The following is an 18,013-nucleotide window of genomic DNA, read 5'->3' on the forward strand; positions in this document are numbered from 1 at the left end:
CGCAACAACATCTTCCGCCGCAACTCCGTCAACGCCGCCACCGGCCGCTGCGACGGCGGCAACCTCACCATCCACGGCCAGCACGAGGCCCTCACCATCGAGGGCAACCTCATCGAGCAGGCCAGTGCCGACAACACCTGCTTCGGCATCAGCATGACCGCCGGCTACTCCAGCGGCGAGTGGTTCCGCAACGCCATCATCCGCGACAACACCATCGTCAACCTGGGCAACTGCGCCGTCTGCGTCTCGGCCGCCCCGGGCGTGCTGATCGAGAACAACCGGGTCTACAACACCCAGTCGTCCTACCACCTCGGCGTGCAGGTCCCGGCCATCACCCCGGGCGCCGGCGATGCCCAGGACGGCGGCGCCATCATCCGCAACAACCTCGTGTGCCACACCGCACCCCTGGCCGGCAGCGCCGTGGTCCAGGCCCCCAGCGCCAGCGTCATCTCCGGCAACACCTACGTGACGGGGGCTGCGGCCACCACCGGCGCCTGCGCCCGCTGACGCGCGTGCTCCTGCCAGGCGCCCCGGGCGGGGCTCGCGGCCGGTCGATGGATCAGGCGGCGGTCGCCCGGGTGAGGACCCAGCCGACCGCTGCGCCGGCGAGCACCGCCGGGGGCAGCACCGCATCGTCGAGCACGCGGTAGATGCGGTGCTTGAAGCGGAACCAGATCGCTACGGGCCAATGGGCAAACTGGCTCAGGACCACGGCGGCCAGCGCGCCGTCGAGCTTGTAGAGCGAATAGCCCAGCGGCACGCCGATCACGATACACAGGGCGCGCGGCAGCACCGCCAGCGCCAGCAGCGAGGTCTGCCCCATCGCCAGGTAGATCTGCTCGACCACGACGAAGCGGATGCCGATCGAGCCGACGGCCAGCACCGCCAGGATGTGCCCCACGCCCTGGTAGCGCGTGTCGTAGAGCACCGAGACGATCACGTCGCTGGCCATGAAGACGAATCCCGCGAGCAGCCCGACGCACAGGTCGACCGAGAGCTGGAGCTTCTGGTAGGTGCGCGGCAGCTCGTCGGGCCGGTTGCGCACGACCTCGCTGAACACCGGGAACACGACACGCCCCAGCAGCGACGACATCGCCGTGGAGGCGATGCTGGCCAGGCCGAGCGCGATCGAGTACAGGCCCAGCGTCGTGCTGTCGACCAGGCCGCCGAGCAGCAGCTTGTCGCCGCTCATGGCCACGACGCCCAGGGCCGACGACACGACAACCCACTTGCCCTTGTTCAGCAGTTCGCGCAGGGCCTCCGAATCGAGGCGGAAGCGAGCCGGCGGGCCCTTGATGAGCACGTGGCTCAGCACACACTTGGCCGCCGCCGTGAGCAGGTTGCCCCCCACCAGCACCCAGACCGATCCGGTCAGGTAGGCGGCCACCGCCATCGCCAGGATGCCCAGCAGCCCGACGCCCACCTCGATGATCGAGACCAACGCGAAGTCCAGGTTGCGCTCGGCCAGCTTGATGTTGACCGAGGTCAGGCCGTAGAACACCGACACCAGCGCCGACACGACGATGAGCAACGGCAGCCGGGGGTCGTCGTACACCGTGCCGGGAATGAAGTAGCCCGCGCGCTGGGCCAGCACGAGCCCGATCGCGATCAGCACCGCCACGATCCAGAGCCCGAAGCCGCGAATCACTTGCAGGGTCCAGGCGGTCTGCAGGAAGTTGCGGTCGGCGCCGCGCTGGCTCTGAACAATGACCGTGCCGCTGCCGATGTCGGAGAACAGCATCAGCAGCATCAGCAGCGTCGTGATCACCGCCATCAGGCCGAAGGCCTCCGGCAGCAGGAAGCGCGTGAGCAGCAGGTTGCTGGCCAGGCGCAGCACCTGGTTGATGACCTGGCTGCCGACCACCCATGCGCCCGCCCGCAGTCCCCGCTGACGCAATGAGAGCATGGGGCTCAGCCAGTATGCGGAGCGGACGACGCGCGCAAGGCCGTCACGCCGGCCGGCGCAGCACGTAGAGCAGGTCGGCGTGCTTGGCCGACAGCGAGCCCAGCGTCAGCAGACCCGAGATGCGCGTGACGACGTCCATCAGCACACGGCGCAGCGGCCCCGGCGGGCCGTCGGTGCGGAACGCGTACTCGGCCTCGATCTTCAGGCCGTGGCGGCGGCAGAAGTCGGCCACGCCCTGGCGCGACACGACCGGGTCGTAGAGGGTGCGGTAGGGCCCGTGCCCGGGCTGGCCGGCGTCCTTCTTGCCGAGGATGTAGCGGTAGTAGAAGACGTGGAACCAGTGAGGCGTGATCTTGGTGACCCGGCCCTTGACCGTGTCGGGATCAGGGATCTCGATGATCACGATGCCGCCGGGCTTGAGCCAGCCGACCATGCGCTCGAGCACCTCCTCGGCGCCCGCGATGTGCTCGAGCACGAACGCGCTGTAGACCACGTCGAAGCGACGGTCGCCGAACGAGATCGTCCGCAGGTCGCCGTGGATCGCCTCGTGCAGGTCCTTCTGGACGTTCTTGCGCACCTCGAGCGCGTCCTTGTCCAGATCCACACCCGTAAGGTGGTAGCGCTTGCCGTCGAGCTTGAGCAACCAGCGGCGGCCGCAGCCGGCTTCGAGGATGTCGATCGCGGCGCCCTCGCCGCCCTGGCGGCGCACCATGTCGCTGAGGAACGGCACCTTGCCGGGTGAGTCCATGATCACGGGTTGCTGCATGCCGGTTTCCCTCGGAGATTCGCGTTGTGTGTTGCTGTTTGACTGCCTCGCGCATGCTACAGGCTGACCCGGTCGGCGCGCACCCTTGAACTCGAGGGACAGGCTCGAACAAAGCGCCCCCGACGTGCAATCTGACTGATCCGCGACCCCCTAGCTTCGGGGCGGCCTCGCAGCCGAGGCCCAGGACCGGGGCGGCGGGCGCATCGGGCGCGCAGCGGGCTGCACCTTCGGGCCGGCAGCCGGCTCGCCGCGCGCGACGAGCCGGCCGAAACCGACGGCCATGCCGACGAGGCAGTAGAAGAACAGGTAGACGTTGAAGATCGGGCTGACCGTGAAGATGATGAACAGCACCCCCACCAGGGTGGCGAGCAGCGACCGCCCGATGGCGTGACGCTCGTCGGCGCGGTCGCGGATGCGGGCCAGTGCCGCGCCCAACGCCCACAACCCTGCCACGGCGAAGCCCACGAACAGCGACAGCGACGTGAGCCCGCCCCTCAGGGCGATGATGAGGTAGGTGTTGACGATGTCGATGATTCCCGATCCATCGCGCAGCACTTCCAGAGCCGGCAGGGTGCCGAAGTCGAAGCGGCCGAAAAGGGGGTACTGCCAGATCACCTGCAGCGCGACCTCCAGCAGGTGCTCGCGCCCGGCCACCGTGCTGGCGTCCACGGTGCCGACCCAGGGCAGGAAGTCGATCACGTTGTCCGCCGCCCCGCTGACCGCCAGCACGAGGATGCCCAGCAGGGCCACGCCGGCCAGCTTGAGCAGGTTGGCCCCGGGCGTCGGGCCCAGCATCAGGAACACCACCACCATCAGGCCGGTGCCCAGCCAGGGGGCGCGCGCCAGCGCTGCCACGAGGCCCAGCGCCAGGATGCCTCCGAGGACGCAGCGCCATGCCAGGCTGCGGATGCGCCCCGCCAGGTAGAGGTACATGCCGATGGCGATGGCGCAGGTCAGGCCCGCGATGATCGACTGCCCGGCCGAGCCCTCGGCGCGCAGCAGGCCCGCGCGCCGCAGGTAGATGCCGCCCGAGTGAAGCGCCGCACCGAGCGCGTCGTCGACCGACCGGTAGAGCAGCCAGTTGCGCCCCGACTCGAACACCAGGATCGCGCAGAACACGAGGCCCCCAGCCACGAACGCCGCCATCGCGCCGCGGAAGGCGGCCGTCGACCGCAGCGACCGGCTGGCCACGTAATAGACGAGGAACACGTCGGTGAACTTGTAGATGACGCTGTCGCGCACCACGCTGGTCACGGTGCGCTCGGGCAGGGTCAGCACCACCTCCAGCGCGATCGCCCCGATCAGCAGCTTGTCGCACAGCAGCGACCCGAACGGATCGACGCCCGGCTGGCGCCGCAACGACAGCCACATCGGCAGCAGCATCACGATCGCCATCAGGCGCATCGGTGTCAGCGTGAACAGCTCGTTGATGATGCCCAGCCCGGGCAGCGACCGGCCCATCCACGGCAGGGCCAGCATCACCGCCATGAACAGCGCAAAGCGATTGGGTTCGGTGCGCTGGGTCCAGACCAGCATCGCCACCGCCACCAGGGTGAAGAGCCAGTAGTTGTGCGCCAGGAACGCGGCCAGCGTGAGGCCGTACCACAGGTTGCGCCAGCGCTTGAAGTCCTCGGCCGGACAGAGGTAGGTCGTGTACGGCACCCGGGCGATCGCCCAGACCATCGTGGCGATGCCCAGGATGACCACGAGGGCTCGAATGTGTTCGGGCAAGCGGCTTCCCCTGCGGTTCGGTGCGGCGGGCTCGGGCGGCCGGCGGCGCTACGCGGCGGGTGCGGGTGGACGCCGGAACAAGCGCAGCACGGCAGCGACGACGGCGTCCAGCGTGAACAGCATCACCAGGGCCACCAGGAACAACAGCATCCCTGCGGCGCCATGCAGGAAGCCCTGCCCGGCCTCGTCGCCGAACTTGTAGGTCACGAGCACCAGGCAGGCCACGCGCACGATGTTGGCCATGAAGGCGATCGGCAGGATCGACGCCAGCATGATCGCGTTGTGCAGCCAACCCGGCCGCCGCATCACGTACATGAACAGCGCGCCGATGGCAGCCAGGCCGAACATCGAGTTCAGGCCGGAGCAGGCGTCGGCCACCAGCAGCTGATAGGGCCCGATCGAGATGGTCACGCCGGACCGTGCGATCGGCAGGCCGGTCAGGTGCAGAGCGTCGACGACGATCACCGAGATCCAGTGCTTCAGCGGCCCGGTCACCGTGTTGACGATCGAGGCCGGCAGCGGAATCAGGAAGGCCATGTAGGCCACCGGGAACCAGACGGCACGCAGTGCGCCAGCGCCGTGCAGCAGCAGCAGCCCCCCGGTGACGACGAACAGCTGCGACGCGAACTCGAGGCTGCCGATCACGAACACGCGGGCGAGCAGGTACAGGGCCACGCCGATGCCGAACAGGGCCCATCCCGCCAGGGGCCGGGGCGACGGCACGGCACGGGCGAAGGCCTGCCTCGACTGCCATAGTGCCCAGATCACCACGGCCGCGACGATCGGCCCATGCGCCATCTCGTCGGTCTGCCACAGCCCCTGGGCCGCGTCCCAGTAGACGGGCAGGTACATCGCGGCGAACCCGGCCAGCGCCAGGACCCAGGGCAGCCGGCCGGCGCCGGCTGCCGCGGGGCCCTGCAACACCGCCGACACGTCAGGCCTCCGCGGTGGCGGCGGGCTTCTTGCGTGCCGGCACGTCCACCAGCACCGAGCCGACGACGTAGATGCCGGCCGTGTTCATCGCTTCCACCGCCTCATTGAACGCCGCCGTGCGCGTCATGTTCGTGCGGGCCACCATCAGCGAAGCCCCGGCCGCCTTGGCCAGCATCATCGCGTCGGTGCCCATGGAGATCGCCGGCGTGTCGACGATCACCACGTCGAACGTCGACATGCTCTGGTGCAGGATCCGCTGCAGCACGGGCCGGCTGAGCAGTTCGCCAGGGTTGGGCGGCGTCGGCCCGGCCGGCAGCACCGCCAGGCCCGGAATGCCACTGATGAAGGTGACCACCTGATCCTGCATGCGCCCGGCCAGCAGGTTCGACAGGCCCATCTGGTTCTCGATCTTGAACAGCTTGTGCTGGCGGGGGGTGCGCAGGTTGCCGTCGATCAGCAGCGTGCGCTCGCCGAGCTGGGCGAAGGTGACCGCCAGATTGGCCGCCATGTAGGAGCGGCCCTCGCCGGGCGCGGTGCCGACCAGCGCCAGACTGCTGTGCGTGCCACGCTCGTCGAACCAGCGCAGCTGAAGCTGGCTGCGCAGGGCGCGCAGGCCCTCGCCTTCCGGGCTGAAGGGACGGTAGGCCGCCACCACCTCGGGACTGATCGGCTGCTCGGGGCCGGACTGCAGGTAGGGATAGTTGAACTGAAGCGACAGCGCGTAGAGCACGTCGGACTCGTTGATGAGCCCGAGCTCGATGCCGGCTTCGCCGAAGCGCAGCGAAGACTGGCGCTGGAAATTGATGATGCGCTCGGCATCCTCCACGCGAAGACGGCCCGCGTCGATGAGGATCGCCCCGATCGACCGGTCCGCGTTGCGGACCTTGGTCGACACCATCGACGCTGCGGTCATTGGGGGCCCCTGTCGAGCGTGAGTTGGGGCGGCATCGCCTGCGGCCCCCGGCGGCCGAAGGCCAGCCGCGGCGTGAAGGCGGCCTTGCCGGAGCGCGTGGACATCACGCCCAGCACCGGGATGCCGTCGGCATTGGCCAGGTCGTCGGCGCTGCGGACACGGCGGTCCACGGTCTCGAGCATGAAGGCCACTGCCACTCCGAGCACCAGACCGGCGATCAGCGCTGCGGCCATGTTCTTGCCCATGTTCGGCTTCGAGAACGTGAGCGGCTCGGTGGCCGGGCTCAGCACGCGGGCGGCGGCCTGCTCGGCCTGGCTCTCGTTGGCCAGTTGGGCGCGTCGCTGGGCCACGGCGTCGAACGCGCGCTGCGCGGTGTCGACTTCGCGCAGCAGCACGCCGGCCTCATCGCGCTGGGCCCGCAGGTTCAGCACCGCACGCTTCTGCGCGTCCACCAGGTTGCGAAGCTCGGCGATTTTCTGGTTGGAGATGCGGCTGATCGTCGCGGTGGTGCCCGACACGCGGCGCATCTCGGCGGCGATCTGCTGCTTGAACTCCGCAATGCGGGTCTCGAGTTCGATGCGCACCGGGTGGTTGGACCCGTAAGTGGCGCTGACCTCGACCAGTCGCGTCTCGGCCCGCGCGAGTTCGGCGCGCAGGTTCTGGATCGCCGTGCTCTGCGACACGTCGACCGAGGTCTCGGTGCCGGCATTGCGCTGACGGCTGGTGGTGTCGGCAGACTCGGCAATGGCTGCGGCCAGGGCCGATTCCAGGGCGTTCAGGCGCGCCGTCTCCTGGTCGACCCGCTCGTTCGACACGACGATGCCACGGCGCTGCTGGAAGGCTGACAGTCGCCCCTGGGCCGCGTCGAGCTCCTCGCGCAGCGACTTCAGGCGCTCGTCGAAGAAGCCGGCGTTCTCGCGCGCCGGCGCCGCCCGCAACTCGACGGTCAGGTCGATGTAGGACCGGGCGAAGGTGTTGGCCGCCGCCGCGGCGAACTTCGGATCGTTGCCGGTGAACGTGACGCTCATGACGGCCCCCGTGCGGCCCGGCTCGACCACCAGGCCGCCTTCGAGGATCTTGCCGTAGTAGGTCTCGATGGGGATCCGTCCCTGGGTCGCGGTACGCCACTGCTCGACGGCCGCGGGCTCCTTGGCCAGGCCGAGGCGTTCGACCACCCGGGCCGACACCCGGTCGCTGCGCAGGATCTCGGCCTGCGTGGCGATGAACGCCGGCGTGGTCAGGTTGGGCATCAGTGTCGCCAGCAGCGGGTCGGAGCGCACGTCCAGCAGCAACACGGTCTCTGCCGTGTACTGCTTGGGCATGGCCCGGGTGACGGCGTAGGTCAGCCCCATGATGAGACCGAACACGATCAGGACGACCCACCAGCGCAACCGCAGGACCAGCAGGGCCTGGCGAAGATTCATGTTCATGGCTAGAACACCGACTCTCTGACGAACACCACGTCGTCCGGGCGAAGCGTATCGGACATGGCCGGCTCGACCTCGCGCACGACGCCGTTGGCGTCCTTGCGCGACACCCGCAGGCCGCGTGCCGTGCCGCGTGCCGTCAGGCCGCCGGCGCTGGCCAGGGCCTGCATCACCGTCATGTTGCGTTCGAGGCGCAGCGCGCCGGGGCGCTGCACTTCGCCGTACAGGTAGATCTGGGGCACGCGCTCGACCCAGATGACGTCGTTGTTCTGCAGCACCACGTCAGCACCACGGCGGCCGTTCGCGCTGAACACGGCCGGCAGGTCGACCTCGGCCCGGTAGGGCTGCCCGTTGCGGGTGCCCATCACCACCACGACATCGCTGCCGCCCGGCGCGATGCCGCCGGCCGTGGCCAGCATGTCGGTCAGGCGGACTTCGCCGGTTTCCAGGGGATAGCGCCCGGGGCGTCCGACCTGCCCGAGCACGGAGACCTGGTTGCCGCGCGCCTGCGTCAGGGTGATCGACACCTGCGGCTGGCGCACGAAGTTGCCATCGCGCAGGCCGCGCGCGATGCGCTGCTCGGCCTCGGTGACGGTCAGGCCGGCCAGGCTCACGCTGCCCAGCAGCGGATACGAGATCGCGCCCGCCTCGTTGATGCGCGTCTCGAGCGACAGGTCGGGCACCTGGAACACGGTGACCCGGATCGTGTCGCCGAGCGCGAGCCGGTACTGGGTGCTGGAGGCCGGCGTGTTGGGCGCGGCAGCGCCTGTCTGGGCCAGGGCGACCGGCCCGAAGACCGCGGCCAGAAGGCCGAACGCGGTCAGCACCGCACGGTGAAACAGTCGGGACAGGCCAATGCTCATTTGAATCCGAGTCCTTTGCGAATGGCGGCCGATTCGGCCTCGGTGGCGCCTGGCCTTGCACTCGCTGCCGCAGCGGCGGCAGCGGGCGCGGTCTCGCCCGGCTGACGCGGCTCCAGCGCCGCGGCCGCCGATGCCGCGGCGTCGGCCACGCTGGGTGCCGCGGCAGCCTCCGCCGGCGGCGCCGACCCTGCGTACTTGCCCACGTATTCGATCTTGGCCGCGTTGCGCAAAGCCTTCAAGTCCTGAGTCACCAGTTTGCGCTTGCGGTCGTTGAGCAGGAACTGCTCGATGGCCGGCGCGGCCCGGGCCTCGTCGATCGGCTGGGCCCGCGATGCCATCAGCTGCACGACGCTCGCGCCGCCGGGCACCGGCGTCACCAGGAGCTGGCCCTCCTTGAGCTGGGCCAGCTGCGGCAGGCGGTCCAGCGGCACCTGCTCGGCCGCCCGGACAGACTGGGCCGCCGAGAACTTCAGGTTGTCGGCGCGCAGGACCTGCGCCACGTCGACCGGCGCCTTGCCCGCCAGCAGCCGGTCGCGCAGCGCACCCACCTGCTCGGCGCTCGCCTGCACGTTGAACTCCTGGAACTGGTAGATGCGGCGTTCACGGAACAGCGCGGGGTTCTCGTCGTAGTACTTCTTCACCTCGGCCGCCGAGGGCCGGGAGACCGACTCGCCGATCTTCTCCACATAGGCGCGGGCGATGATCTCCCGCCGCATGGCCTCGATGGCCTGCACGACGCGCGGGTCCCGGTCCAGCCGCATCTCGGCGGCCTTCTGTACCGCCAGCTCCTGATCGATCAGCCCTTCGAGCACGCGGCGCGCAGCCTCTTCGGCCTGTCCGGGCGGCACGGCCCGGTCCTGCCGGGCCAGCACGGCGTTGATCTGGTGGACCGTGAGCTCTTCCTTGTTGACCTTGGCGGCGGCCTGGGTCGGCTGGGCGTCCTTCTTGTCACCGCAGCCGGCCAGCAGCGAAGCCCCCACCAGGGCAACAGCCAGCCATCGGGACGGTGACGCGGCAGAGGGCGAAATGACGCTGGCGAGCATGTTCAGGAGTCTCCTGCCCCGAGGGGCCAGACAAGATGCAGGGCGGCCCGTCGGCCTGTCAGGAAAAGGGGTCCGCGGCAGCCACGAGACCATCGAAGCAGTGTAGCGACTGGACCCCTGCGGCAACGCACCCCGGATGTGGGACTGCACCTGCCGTCAGGGGGTGGTTGCGTGACTTCCGCACGGCCGGTGTGTCACCGACCCCGGCGGCACGGACGGGTTCCGCCGGTCCCCCGCGCTCGGGGGGAGGCTCAGCAGCGCACGCCGACGTGCAGCGCCACCACGCCGGCGGCCAGGTCATGCACATCGACGTGGCCGAAACCGGCCGTCTTCATCATGGCCTTGAGCGTGGCCTGGTCGGGATGCATCCGGATCGACTCGGCCAGGTAGCGGTAGCTGGCGGCGTCGCCGGCGATCCACTGGCCCAGCCGCGGCAGCACGTTGAACGAGTACCAGTCGTAGGCCGGCGCCAGCGGCGCGGCCACCTTGGAGAACTCCAGCACCAGCAGCCGCCCGCCCGGCTTCAGCACGCGGGCCATCTCGGCCAGGGCCGCGGCCTTGTCGGTCATGTTGCGCAGGCCGAAGGCCACGCTGACGATGTCCATGCAGGCGTCGGGCAGCGGGAGCGCCTGGGCGTCGGCCAGCACCGACGGCACCAGCACGCCCTCGTCGAGCAGCCGGTCGCGGCCCTGGCGCAGCATCGCCTCGTTGATGTCGGTGTGCAGCACCAGGCCGCGCGGCCCGACACGCCGGGCGAACGCGCGCGTCAGGTCGCCGGTGCCGGCGGCGATGTCGAGCACCCGGTCGCCGTCGCGCACCTGCGACACGGTCACTGCATAGGCCTTCCAGGCGCGATGCAGGCCCATCGACATCAGGTCGTTCATCAGGTCGTACTTGCCGGCCACCGCGTCGAAGACGCCGCGCACCCGCTTCGCCTTCTCGGAAGGCTCGACCTGCTCGAACCCGAAGTGCGTCTTGCCCGCGTCGTCTGCCATGCCGGCGCCCGGTTCAGTGGTGGTGGCCGCAGGCGTGGCCGCCCGCCTCGGGCATCGGCGCGTCGCGCGACACGCCCGCCGCCGCCAGCCGGGCCTCGTAGTCGGCCCACAGGCGCTCCTGCTGGGAGCCGAGGAAGTGCAGGTACTCCCAGGAGAAGATGCCGCTGGAGTGGCCGTCGCTGAACGTCGGCTGCACGGCGTAGCGGCCCACCGGCTCGAGCGCGTCGATGCCGACCTCGCGCTTGCCGGTCTGCAGCACTTCCTGGCCCGGCCCGTGCCCCTGCACCTCGGCCGACGGCGAATACACCCGCATCAGCTCGAACGCGATGCGGTAGGTGGCGCCGTCGTCGAAGCTGATCTCGAGCTCGCGCGAAGCCTGGTGCACCGTCAGTGCGGTGGGGGTGGGGGTGGCGGCCATGGGACGAGTGTAGCGAGCCGCCAGTCGCGGAACTGGAGGGCCGGGTTCGTGAAGTCCTGTCGCAGTTGGGCCGCGACGAAGGGGGGGCATCCCCCCAGGACGCCCCGGGCCGAGAAGAATCGGCCGGCTGCCCATGAACCCCGAACTCGTGCTGAACGCTGCGTCGTGGAGCCTGCCCCTGGCGCTGATCGTCGGCGTGGGCATGCTCTGGCTGAGCGCGGCCGTGTCGGACGAAAGCGGGTCCCTGGGCTCGTCGCGCAGTGCCCAGGTCGGGGTGCTGGCCACGGGCATCGGCCTGGCCGCCCTGTGGTGGATCGGCTGGCAGGCGGTGGCCGGCCACGGGGGCACCGACGCCCCCAAGGTGCTGGCGGTGGCCATGTGCTTCGCCGCCCTGGCGCTGCACCTGTGCCGCCTGCCGGGACGGGCGCCCTGGCGCGACCGGCGCCACCTGCCGAGCCTGGCCGGGACGCTCCTGGCGGCACTCGCGCTGGCCTCGACGCTCCAGGCGCTGCCGGGCCAGGGGGTCAACCTGAGCACGGGCGGCGTGCTGCTGGCGGGCCTGGGGCTGACGCTGAGCCTGAAGGCGCTGTACCTGCCGCTGACGCGCACGACGCTGTCGCTGCTGCGGCGTGGCGGTGCCGCGCTGCTGGTGGCCGGCGGGGTGCTGGCCCTGGTGTGGCGCGACACGGTGCCGGGGACGCCGCCTGCGCTGGGCGGCTGGCCACCGATGCTGATGCTGGCCGCCTTCGGGAGTTATCTCGTGATGGCGCTGCGCCAGCTGCGGCGCCAGCGCCAGGAAATGCACGGCCTGGGCGGCACGCGCCAGACGGTGGACGCGCTGACCGGGCTGCCCAACCGGGCCGCCCTCGAGGCCCGGCTGACCAAGGAGCTGGCGGCCAGCACGGTGGACCGCCAGGGCTTCGCGGTGGTCACCGTCAACCTCGACGGCTTCAAGCCGGTGAACGTGAGCTTCGGCCACGCCATGGGCGACCAGTTGCTCAAGCAGGTAGCCGCCCGGCTGCGCCCGCTGGTGCCCGACAGCGGCCTGCTCGCACGCCAGAGCGCCGACGAGTTCGTGATCGTGCTGCCCGAGCAGCCAGCCCTGCTGGCGCTGGAGAAGCTCGCCCGCTCGGTGATCGACACGATCGGCCAGCCGTTCCGGTTCGGCACGCGCGAGATCGTGCTGACCTGCTCGGTCGGCGTGGCGCGGTACCCGCAGGACGGCGACGGCGAGCGCCTGGCCGCCCGCAGCGACCTGGCGATGCAGGCCGCCAAGCGCGGCGGCGGCGCCCGCTTCGCCTTCTACGACGCGGCAATGGAAGGCGACCTGGCCGAGGACATGGAGCTGCTGCGCGACTTCCGCCATGCGCTCGAGCACGACGAGCTGGTGCTGGTGTTCCAGCCCAAGATCGAGGCGGCCAGCGGCCAGATCACGGCCGCCGAGGCGCTGCTGCGCTGGCGCCACCCGGTGCGCGGCGAAGTGCCGCCGGCGGTGTTCGTGTCCCTGGCCGAGCGCTTCGGCCTGGTGGCGCGGCTGGGCGACTGGGTCATCGAGCATGCCTGCCGCCAGGCGCGCGTGTGGGCCGACCGCGGCCTGAACATGCGCGTGGCGATCAACCTGTCGGCGCAGCACATGCGGCAGCCCGACCTGGCCCGGCGCATCCGCGCCGTGCTGGAACGCTACCGCATCGACCCGGCGCGGCTGACCTGCGAGATCACTGAGACGCTGGCGATGGAGAACACCCAGGCCACGCAGGCCACGTTCGCCCAGCTCGGCGAGGTCGGCGTGCACATCTCGATCGACGACTTCGGCACCGGCTACTCGAGCCTGGCCTACCTGCGCAGCCTGCCGGCCAGCGAGGTGAAGATCGACCGCAGCTTCGTGATGGACCTCGAGCGCAGTGCCGACGCGCGCGCCGTGGTCGACGCCGTGGTCAAGCTGGCCCATGCGCTGGGCAAGCGCGTCGTGGCCGAAGGCGTGGAGACGCTGCGCCAGCGCCGCATCCTGACCGAGATGCGCTGCGACGAGCTGCAGGGCTACCTGTTCGCGCAGCCGATGACGGCCGCCGACCTGCTGGACTGGGCGCTGGAAGCCCGCAACCGCGACGAGGACGCGTTCCGGGCGTCGCTGTACGTGGGCTCCGACGCCGACGAGCGCCGGCCCGAGCGCCGGGCCGTCAAGCCCGCGCCGGCCGCGCTGCACTGACGCCCCGGCGGCGCCCCCTGTGGCACCGGCGCGAAACCGGCGTCAGGTTCCTGCGGCCTGGCCGATCACCTGAAGGCGGTCGCGCGGGGTCATGGCCGACAGCAGGTCGTTGACGAAGCGCTCCTGCTCCCGGTAGGCCGACTGGGCGTCGCCGTCGATCGACGACACGCGGAACAGCAGGCCGTGCGGCACCTTGCCCTCGAAACCCAGCCTCAGTTCGGTGAGCCGCTGCTCGAAGCGGCCGCTGACGACCTGGTCGCCGAAGGCGAACCAGTAGGTGACGGGTTCAAGCCGGCTGCCCAGCTGGGTGTCGAGCCGGCGCACCGGCACGCGGCCGAAGGTCGTCGCCAGCTCGCCGGCCTCGTTGCGGCGCAGGTTGAAGCCCTGCGCCGGGTAGCAGACCTCCGGCTTGTGCGCCTGAAGCCCGCCGCGCTGGTCGTCGCCATAGGCCAGCGACAGCATCACGCGGTAGCCGCTGTCGTTGACGTAGGTGCGTGTCAGCGTCTGGCTGTAGAGCCTGTCGAGCGCGGCCTGCAGCTGCGGGTTGACCACCTGCACCGCACGCGACGGCTCCTCGCGCCAGCCGGGAAACGCCTTCGGGATGGCGGCGTCGAGCAGGATCGCGGGTTCCGTGGCGACCGTGCGCGCCGTCGGACGGGCGACCACGGCGGCCACCGACGCCGTGCACATGAGCACCGCCATCGTGATCGCAAGCTTGAGTGTCATGCCCGTGCCGCCCCATCCCGCACAGGCGGGTCGCGCGGATTATCGGGGCGGCCGCCGCCGCGGGAGAGGCCCTGCGCGCCGACCGTGAACTGCCTCACGGCCGCGAGCCCCGTGCCTGCGGGGGTCAGACCAGCACGCGCTCGATGCCGCCGGCGTTGGCGCGCGCCACGTACTGCGGCAGCCAGTCCGGGCCGAGGATGTTGCGGGCCATCTCGACCACGATGTAGTCGGCCTCGAGCAGGCCGTTGGCAAGATCGTCGCCGTAGCGCTGCAGGCCCTGCAGGCAGCTCGGGCACGAAGTCAGGATCTTCACGTCGCCCTGGGGCGCCACCGCCCCCGACGCGCGCAGCGCGGCCTCGCCGCGGCGCAGTTCCTCTTCCTTGCGGAAGCGCACCTGGGTGCTGATGTCGGGCCGCGTCACGCCCAGCGTGCCGCTCTCGCCGCAGCAGCGCTCGCTCTTGACCACCTGCGGCCCCACCAGCGCCTTGACCGTCTTCATCGGGTCCTGCAGCTTCATCGGGCTGTGGCAGGGATCGTGGTACAGGTAGGCGCCCGCGCCACCGCCGAGCGTGATGCCCTTTTCCAGCAGGTACTCGTGGATGTCCACGATGCGGCAGCCGGGGAAGATGTCCTCGAAGCGGTAGCCCTGGAGCTGGTCGTAGCAGGTGCCGCAGGACACCACCACGGTGCGGATGTCGAGGTAGTTCAGCGTGTTGGCCACGCGGTGGAACAGCACCCGGTTGTCGGTGATCATCTGCTCGGCGCGGTCGAACTGGCCGCTGCCGCGCTGCGGGTAGCCGCAGCACAGGTAGCCCGGCGGCAGCACCGTCTGCACGCCGGCATGCCACAGCATGGCCTGCGTAGCCAGCCCGACCTGGCTGAACAGGCGCTCGGAGCCGCAGCCGGGGAAATAGAACACCGCCTCCGTCTCGGCCGTCGTGACGGCCGGGTCGCGGATGATCGGCACGTAGTCCGCGTCCTCGATGTCCAGCAGTGCGCGCGCCGTGCGCTTGGGCAGCCCGCCGGGCATCTTCTTGTTGATGAAGTGGATCACCTGCTCGCGCACCGGCGCGCGGCCGACGGTGGCCGGCGGCGCGGCGGTCTGGCGCCGTGCCGCCAGGGCCAGCATGCGGTTGGCAAAGCGCTGCACCTTGAAGCCGACGCCCACCATCGCCGAGCGCATCGCCTTGATCGTCTGCGGGTTCGTCGCGTTGAGGAACAGCATCGCCGCGGCATTGCCGGGGCGCCAGGTCTTGTGGCCCATCTTGCGCAGCAGGTTGCGCATGTTCATCGACACGTCGCCGAAGTCGATCTTCACCGGGCACGGCGACTCGCACTTGTGGCACACGGTGCAGTGGTCGGCGACGTCCTCGAACTCCTCCCAGTGGCGGATGCTGATGCCGCGCCGCGTCTGCTCCTCGTACAGGAAGGCCTCGATCAGCAGCGAGGTGGCGAGGATCTTGTTGCGCGGGCTGTACAGCAGGTTGGCGCGCGGCACGTGGGTCGCGCACACCGGCTTGCACTTGCCGCAACGCAGGCAGTCCTTGATCGAGTCGCTGATGGCGCCGATGTCGCTGCGCTGCATGATCAGCGACTCGTGCCCCATCAGCCCGAAGCTCGGCGTGTAGGCCGCCGACAGGTCGGACGCGAAGGTGGCCGCGTCGCCCGTAGCGCCGCGCAGCAGCTTGCCCTTGTTGAAGCGGCCCTCGGGATCGACGCGCCGCTTGTAGTCGGCGAAGCCGGACAGCTCGGCGTCGGACAGGAACTCCAGCTTGGTGATGCCGATGCCGTGCTCGCCGGAGATCACGCCGCCCAGGCTGCGCGCCAGCGCCATGATCCGGCCCACCGCGTCGTGGGCCCGCTGCAGCATCGCGTAGTTGTCGCTGTTGACCGGGATGTTGGTGTGCACGTTGCCGTCGCCGGCATGCATGTGCAGCGCCACCCAGACCCTGCCGCGCAGCACTTCCTGGTGGATGCGGCGGCATTCGCCCAGCAGCAGCTCGAAGGCGGCGCCGGCGAACACCTGCTGCAGCGGCTTGAGGATCTGCGTCTTCCAGGACGCGCGCAGGCGGTCGTCCTGCAGCAGCGCGAAGAAGGTGTCGCCGCCCTGCCCGGGCTGCGCCTGGTCCAGCCCGGCGAGCCAGCCGCTCCACAGCGCGCGCACGTCGGACAGCAGGGCCAGCGCCTGCTGCACGCGGTCTTCCAGCAGCTCGGCGCTGGGGATGTCGCCGGCATCGTCGCTGCGCCCGAGCGGCAGCGCGCCGCGGCGGAAGAAGTCCTCCAGCGCGTCCACCAGCTCGAGCTTGTTGCGCAGGCTCAGCTCGACGTTGATGCGCTCGATGCCGTTGGTGTACTCGCCCATGCGCTCGAGCGGGATCACCACGTCCTCGTTGATCTTGAAGGCGTTGGTGTGGCGCGCGATCGCGGCGGTGCGCTTGCGGTCGAGCCAGAACTTCTTGCGCGCGTCGGCGCTGACCGCGACGAAGCCCTCGCCGTGGCGGGTGTTGGCCAGGCGCACCACCTCGCTGGTGGCGCGCGCCACGGCCGCCTCGTCGTCGCCGACGATGTCGCCCACCAGCACCATCTTGGGCAGGCGGCCGCGCTTGCTCTTGGTGGCGTAGCCCACGGCCTTGAGATAGCGGTCGTCCAGGTGCTCCAGGCCGGCCAGGATCGCGCCGCCGGGCTGGCGCGCCTGCTCGAACATGTAGTCCTTGATGTCGACGATGGAGGGCACGGCGTCCTTGGCGTTGCCGAAGAACTCCAGGCACACCGTGCGCACGTGCGCCGGCATGCGGTGCACCACCCAGCGCGCGCTGGTGATGATGCCGTCGCAGCCTTCCTTCTGCACGCCGGGCAGGCCGGCGAGGAACTTGTCGGTGACGTCCTTGCCCAGGCCCTCCTTGCGGAAGGTGCTGCCGGGGATGTCCAGGCGCTCGGTGCGCTCCAGCCGCTTGCCCGAGGCGTCGAAGTAGCGCAGCTCGAACGACGCCGTCGGCGCGTCGTGGATCTTGCCCAGGTTGTGGCCCAGGCGCACCACCTCGAGCCACTTCGCGTCAGGCGTGACCATGCGCCAGGAGGCGAGGTTGTCCAGTGCCGTGCCCCACAGCACGGCCTTCTTGCCGCCGGCGTTCATCGCGATGTTGCCGCCGATGCAGCTGGCCTCGGCGCTGGTCGGGTCCACGGCGAACACGTGGCCGGCGCGCTCGGCCGCGTCGGCCACGCGCTGGGTCACCACGCCGGCCTCGCTGAACACGGTGGCCACCGGCCGGTCCACGCCGGGCAGCTGCACCATCTCCACCTCGCTCATCGCCTCGAGCTTCTCGGTGTTGATGACGGCGCTCTTCCAGGTCAGCGGCACGGCACCGCCGGTGTAGCCGGTGCCGCCGCCGCGCGGGATGATCGTCAGCCCGAGCTCGACGCAACCGGCCACCAGGCCGGCCATCTCGGCCTCGCTGTCGGGCGTGAGCACCACGAAGGGCATCTCGACGCGCCAGTCGGTGGCGTCGGTCACGTGCGACACGCGCGACAGGCCGTCGAACTTGATGTTGTCGCGCGCGGTGGCGCGACCGAGCACGCGGCGCGCGGCCTTGCGCAGGTCCCACACCTCGCGGAAATGGGCGGCGAACTGCTCGACCGCGGCCCGCGCAGCGACCAGCAGCTCGCCCACCAGCGCGTCGCGCTCGGCGGACTCGCCGTCCGCCGCGGTGCTGCGGCGCTTCTCGATCTCGCGCAGGCGGTGGTGCAGCGCGTCGATCAGCGCGGCGCGCCGGCGCGGGTTGTCGAGCAGGTCGTCCTCGAGGTAGGGATTGCGCTGCACTACCCAGATGTCGCCCAGCACCTCGTAGAGCATGCGCGCCGAGCGGCCCGTACGTCGCTCGCCGCGCAGCCTGTCCAGGATGTCCCAGGCCCGCGCGCCCAGCAGCCGGATGACGATCTCGCGGTCGGAGAACGACGTGTAGTTGTACGGGATCTCGCGCAGGCGCGGGGCCGTGGCCTCGGCCTCTGCGAGTGCTTCGCTCGCAGGCAAGATCAGCGGTGCATTCATGATCGGTGGCGCTTGCTGTCGTGCGGCATCGCGCACGGCAG

Annotated in this window: 14 protein-coding genes; 2 read left to right on the forward strand and 12 right to left on the reverse strand. The window is 70.5% G+C overall.

Annotation, left to right across the window (positions count from 1 at the left end; genetic code table 11):
* Positions 1 to 507, forward strand: a 507-nt coding sequence (locus tag AC2EAQ_RS07095; RefSeq protein ID WP_484641232.1) for a right-handed parallel beta-helix repeat-containing protein, incomplete at its 5' end; no start/stop codon positions are given.
* Between the two features lie 52 nt (positions 508 to 559).
* On the opposite strand, the gene AC2EAQ_RS07100 is transcribed toward AC2EAQ_RS07095, so the two are convergent.
* From AC2EAQ_RS07100 to AC2EAQ_RS07145, 10 genes are all read right to left on the reverse strand, one after another.
* Positions 560 to 1,906, reverse strand: coding sequence for an oligosaccharide flippase family protein (locus tag AC2EAQ_RS07100; RefSeq protein ID WP_484641234.1), 1,347 nt, complete (start codon positions 1,904 to 1,906; stop codon positions 560 to 562).
* A 43-nt stretch (positions 1,907 to 1,949) separates the two neighbouring features.
* Entirely contained in the window at positions 1,950 to 2,672 is a 723-nt protein-coding gene (locus AC2EAQ_RS07105; RefSeq protein ID WP_484641238.1) for a class I SAM-dependent methyltransferase, read from the reverse strand.
* A 150-nt stretch (positions 2,673 to 2,822) separates the two neighbouring features.
* Positions 2,823 to 4,403, reverse strand: coding sequence for an O-antigen ligase family protein (locus AC2EAQ_RS07110; RefSeq protein ID WP_484641241.1), 1,581 nt, complete (start codon positions 4,401 to 4,403; stop codon positions 2,823 to 2,825).
* A gap of 48 nt (positions 4,404 to 4,451) precedes the next feature.
* Positions 4,452 to 5,336 (reverse strand): exosortase B, encoded by an 885-nt coding sequence (xrtB, locus tag AC2EAQ_RS07115; protein WP_484641243.1) that lies wholly within the window; start codon positions 5,334 to 5,336, stop codon positions 4,452 to 4,454.
* A gap of 1 nt (position 5,337) precedes the next feature.
* Positions 5,338 to 6,249, reverse strand: coding sequence for a chain length determinant protein tyrosine kinase EpsG (epsG, locus tag AC2EAQ_RS07120; RefSeq protein ID WP_484641249.1), 912 nt, complete (start codon positions 6,247 to 6,249; stop codon positions 5,338 to 5,340).
* Complete coding sequence (gene epsF, locus AC2EAQ_RS07125; RefSeq protein WP_484641253.1) at positions 6,246 to 7,679, reverse strand: chain length determinant protein EpsF; 1,434 nt, start codon at positions 7,677 to 7,679, stop codon at positions 6,246 to 6,248. Before epsF ends, epsG begins: the two co-directional genes overlap by 4 nt.
* Positions 7,680 to 7,681: 2 nt before the next feature.
* A complete protein-coding gene (epsE, locus tag AC2EAQ_RS07130; protein WP_484641257.1) occupies positions 7,682 to 8,539 on the reverse strand; it encodes a polysaccharide export protein EpsE in 858 nt (285 codons plus the stop codon).
* The gene (locus AC2EAQ_RS07135; protein WP_484641259.1) at positions 8,536 to 9,582 is read right to left on the reverse strand and encodes an EpsD family peptidyl-prolyl cis-trans isomerase; all 1,047 of its coding nucleotides are present in this window, start codon (positions 9,580 to 9,582) and stop codon (positions 8,536 to 8,538) included. The genes epsE and AC2EAQ_RS07135 overlap by 4 nt, the downstream gene beginning before the upstream one ends.
* A 251-nt stretch (positions 9,583 to 9,833) precedes the next feature.
* Positions 9,834 to 10,577: a bifunctional demethylmenaquinone methyltransferase/2-methoxy-6-polyprenyl-1,4-benzoquinol methylase UbiE gene (gene ubiE / locus AC2EAQ_RS07140; RefSeq protein WP_484641261.1), complete on the reverse strand. Its 744-nt coding sequence runs from the start codon at positions 10,575 to 10,577 to the stop codon at positions 9,834 to 9,836.
* Positions 10,578 to 10,590: 13 nt separating this feature from the next.
* Positions 10,591 to 10,995, reverse strand: a complete 405-nt coding sequence (locus AC2EAQ_RS07145) for a gamma-butyrobetaine hydroxylase family protein (protein ID WP_484641264.1) — start codon at positions 10,993 to 10,995, stop codon at positions 10,591 to 10,593.
* Positions 10,996 to 11,128: 133 nt separating this feature from the next.
* Here AC2EAQ_RS07145 and AC2EAQ_RS07150 point away from each other — a divergent pair, with 133 nt between their 5' ends.
* On the forward strand, positions 11,129 to 13,201 hold the full coding sequence (locus AC2EAQ_RS07150; RefSeq protein WP_484641267.1) for a putative bifunctional diguanylate cyclase/phosphodiesterase: 2,073 nt from the start codon (positions 11,129 to 11,131) through the stop codon (positions 13,199 to 13,201).
* Positions 13,202 to 13,243: 42 nt separating this feature from the next.
* On the opposite strand, the gene epsI is transcribed toward AC2EAQ_RS07150, so the two are convergent.
* Positions 13,244 to 13,927 carry an exosortase-associated protein EpsI, B-type gene (gene epsI, locus AC2EAQ_RS07155; RefSeq protein WP_484641269.1) on the reverse strand — a complete coding sequence of 228 codons (684 nt, stop codon included), beginning with the start codon at positions 13,925 to 13,927 and terminating at the stop codon, positions 13,244 to 13,246.
* 124 nt (positions 13,928 to 14,051) lie between these two features.
* Complete coding sequence (locus AC2EAQ_RS07160; protein WP_484641271.1) at positions 14,052 to 17,972, reverse strand: DUF3683 domain-containing protein; 3,921 nt, start codon at positions 17,970 to 17,972, stop codon at positions 14,052 to 14,054.
* Positions 17,973 to 18,013 lie beyond the last annotated feature (41 nt).

It is taken from the genome of Aquabacterium sp. T101, from assembly GCF_057219775.1.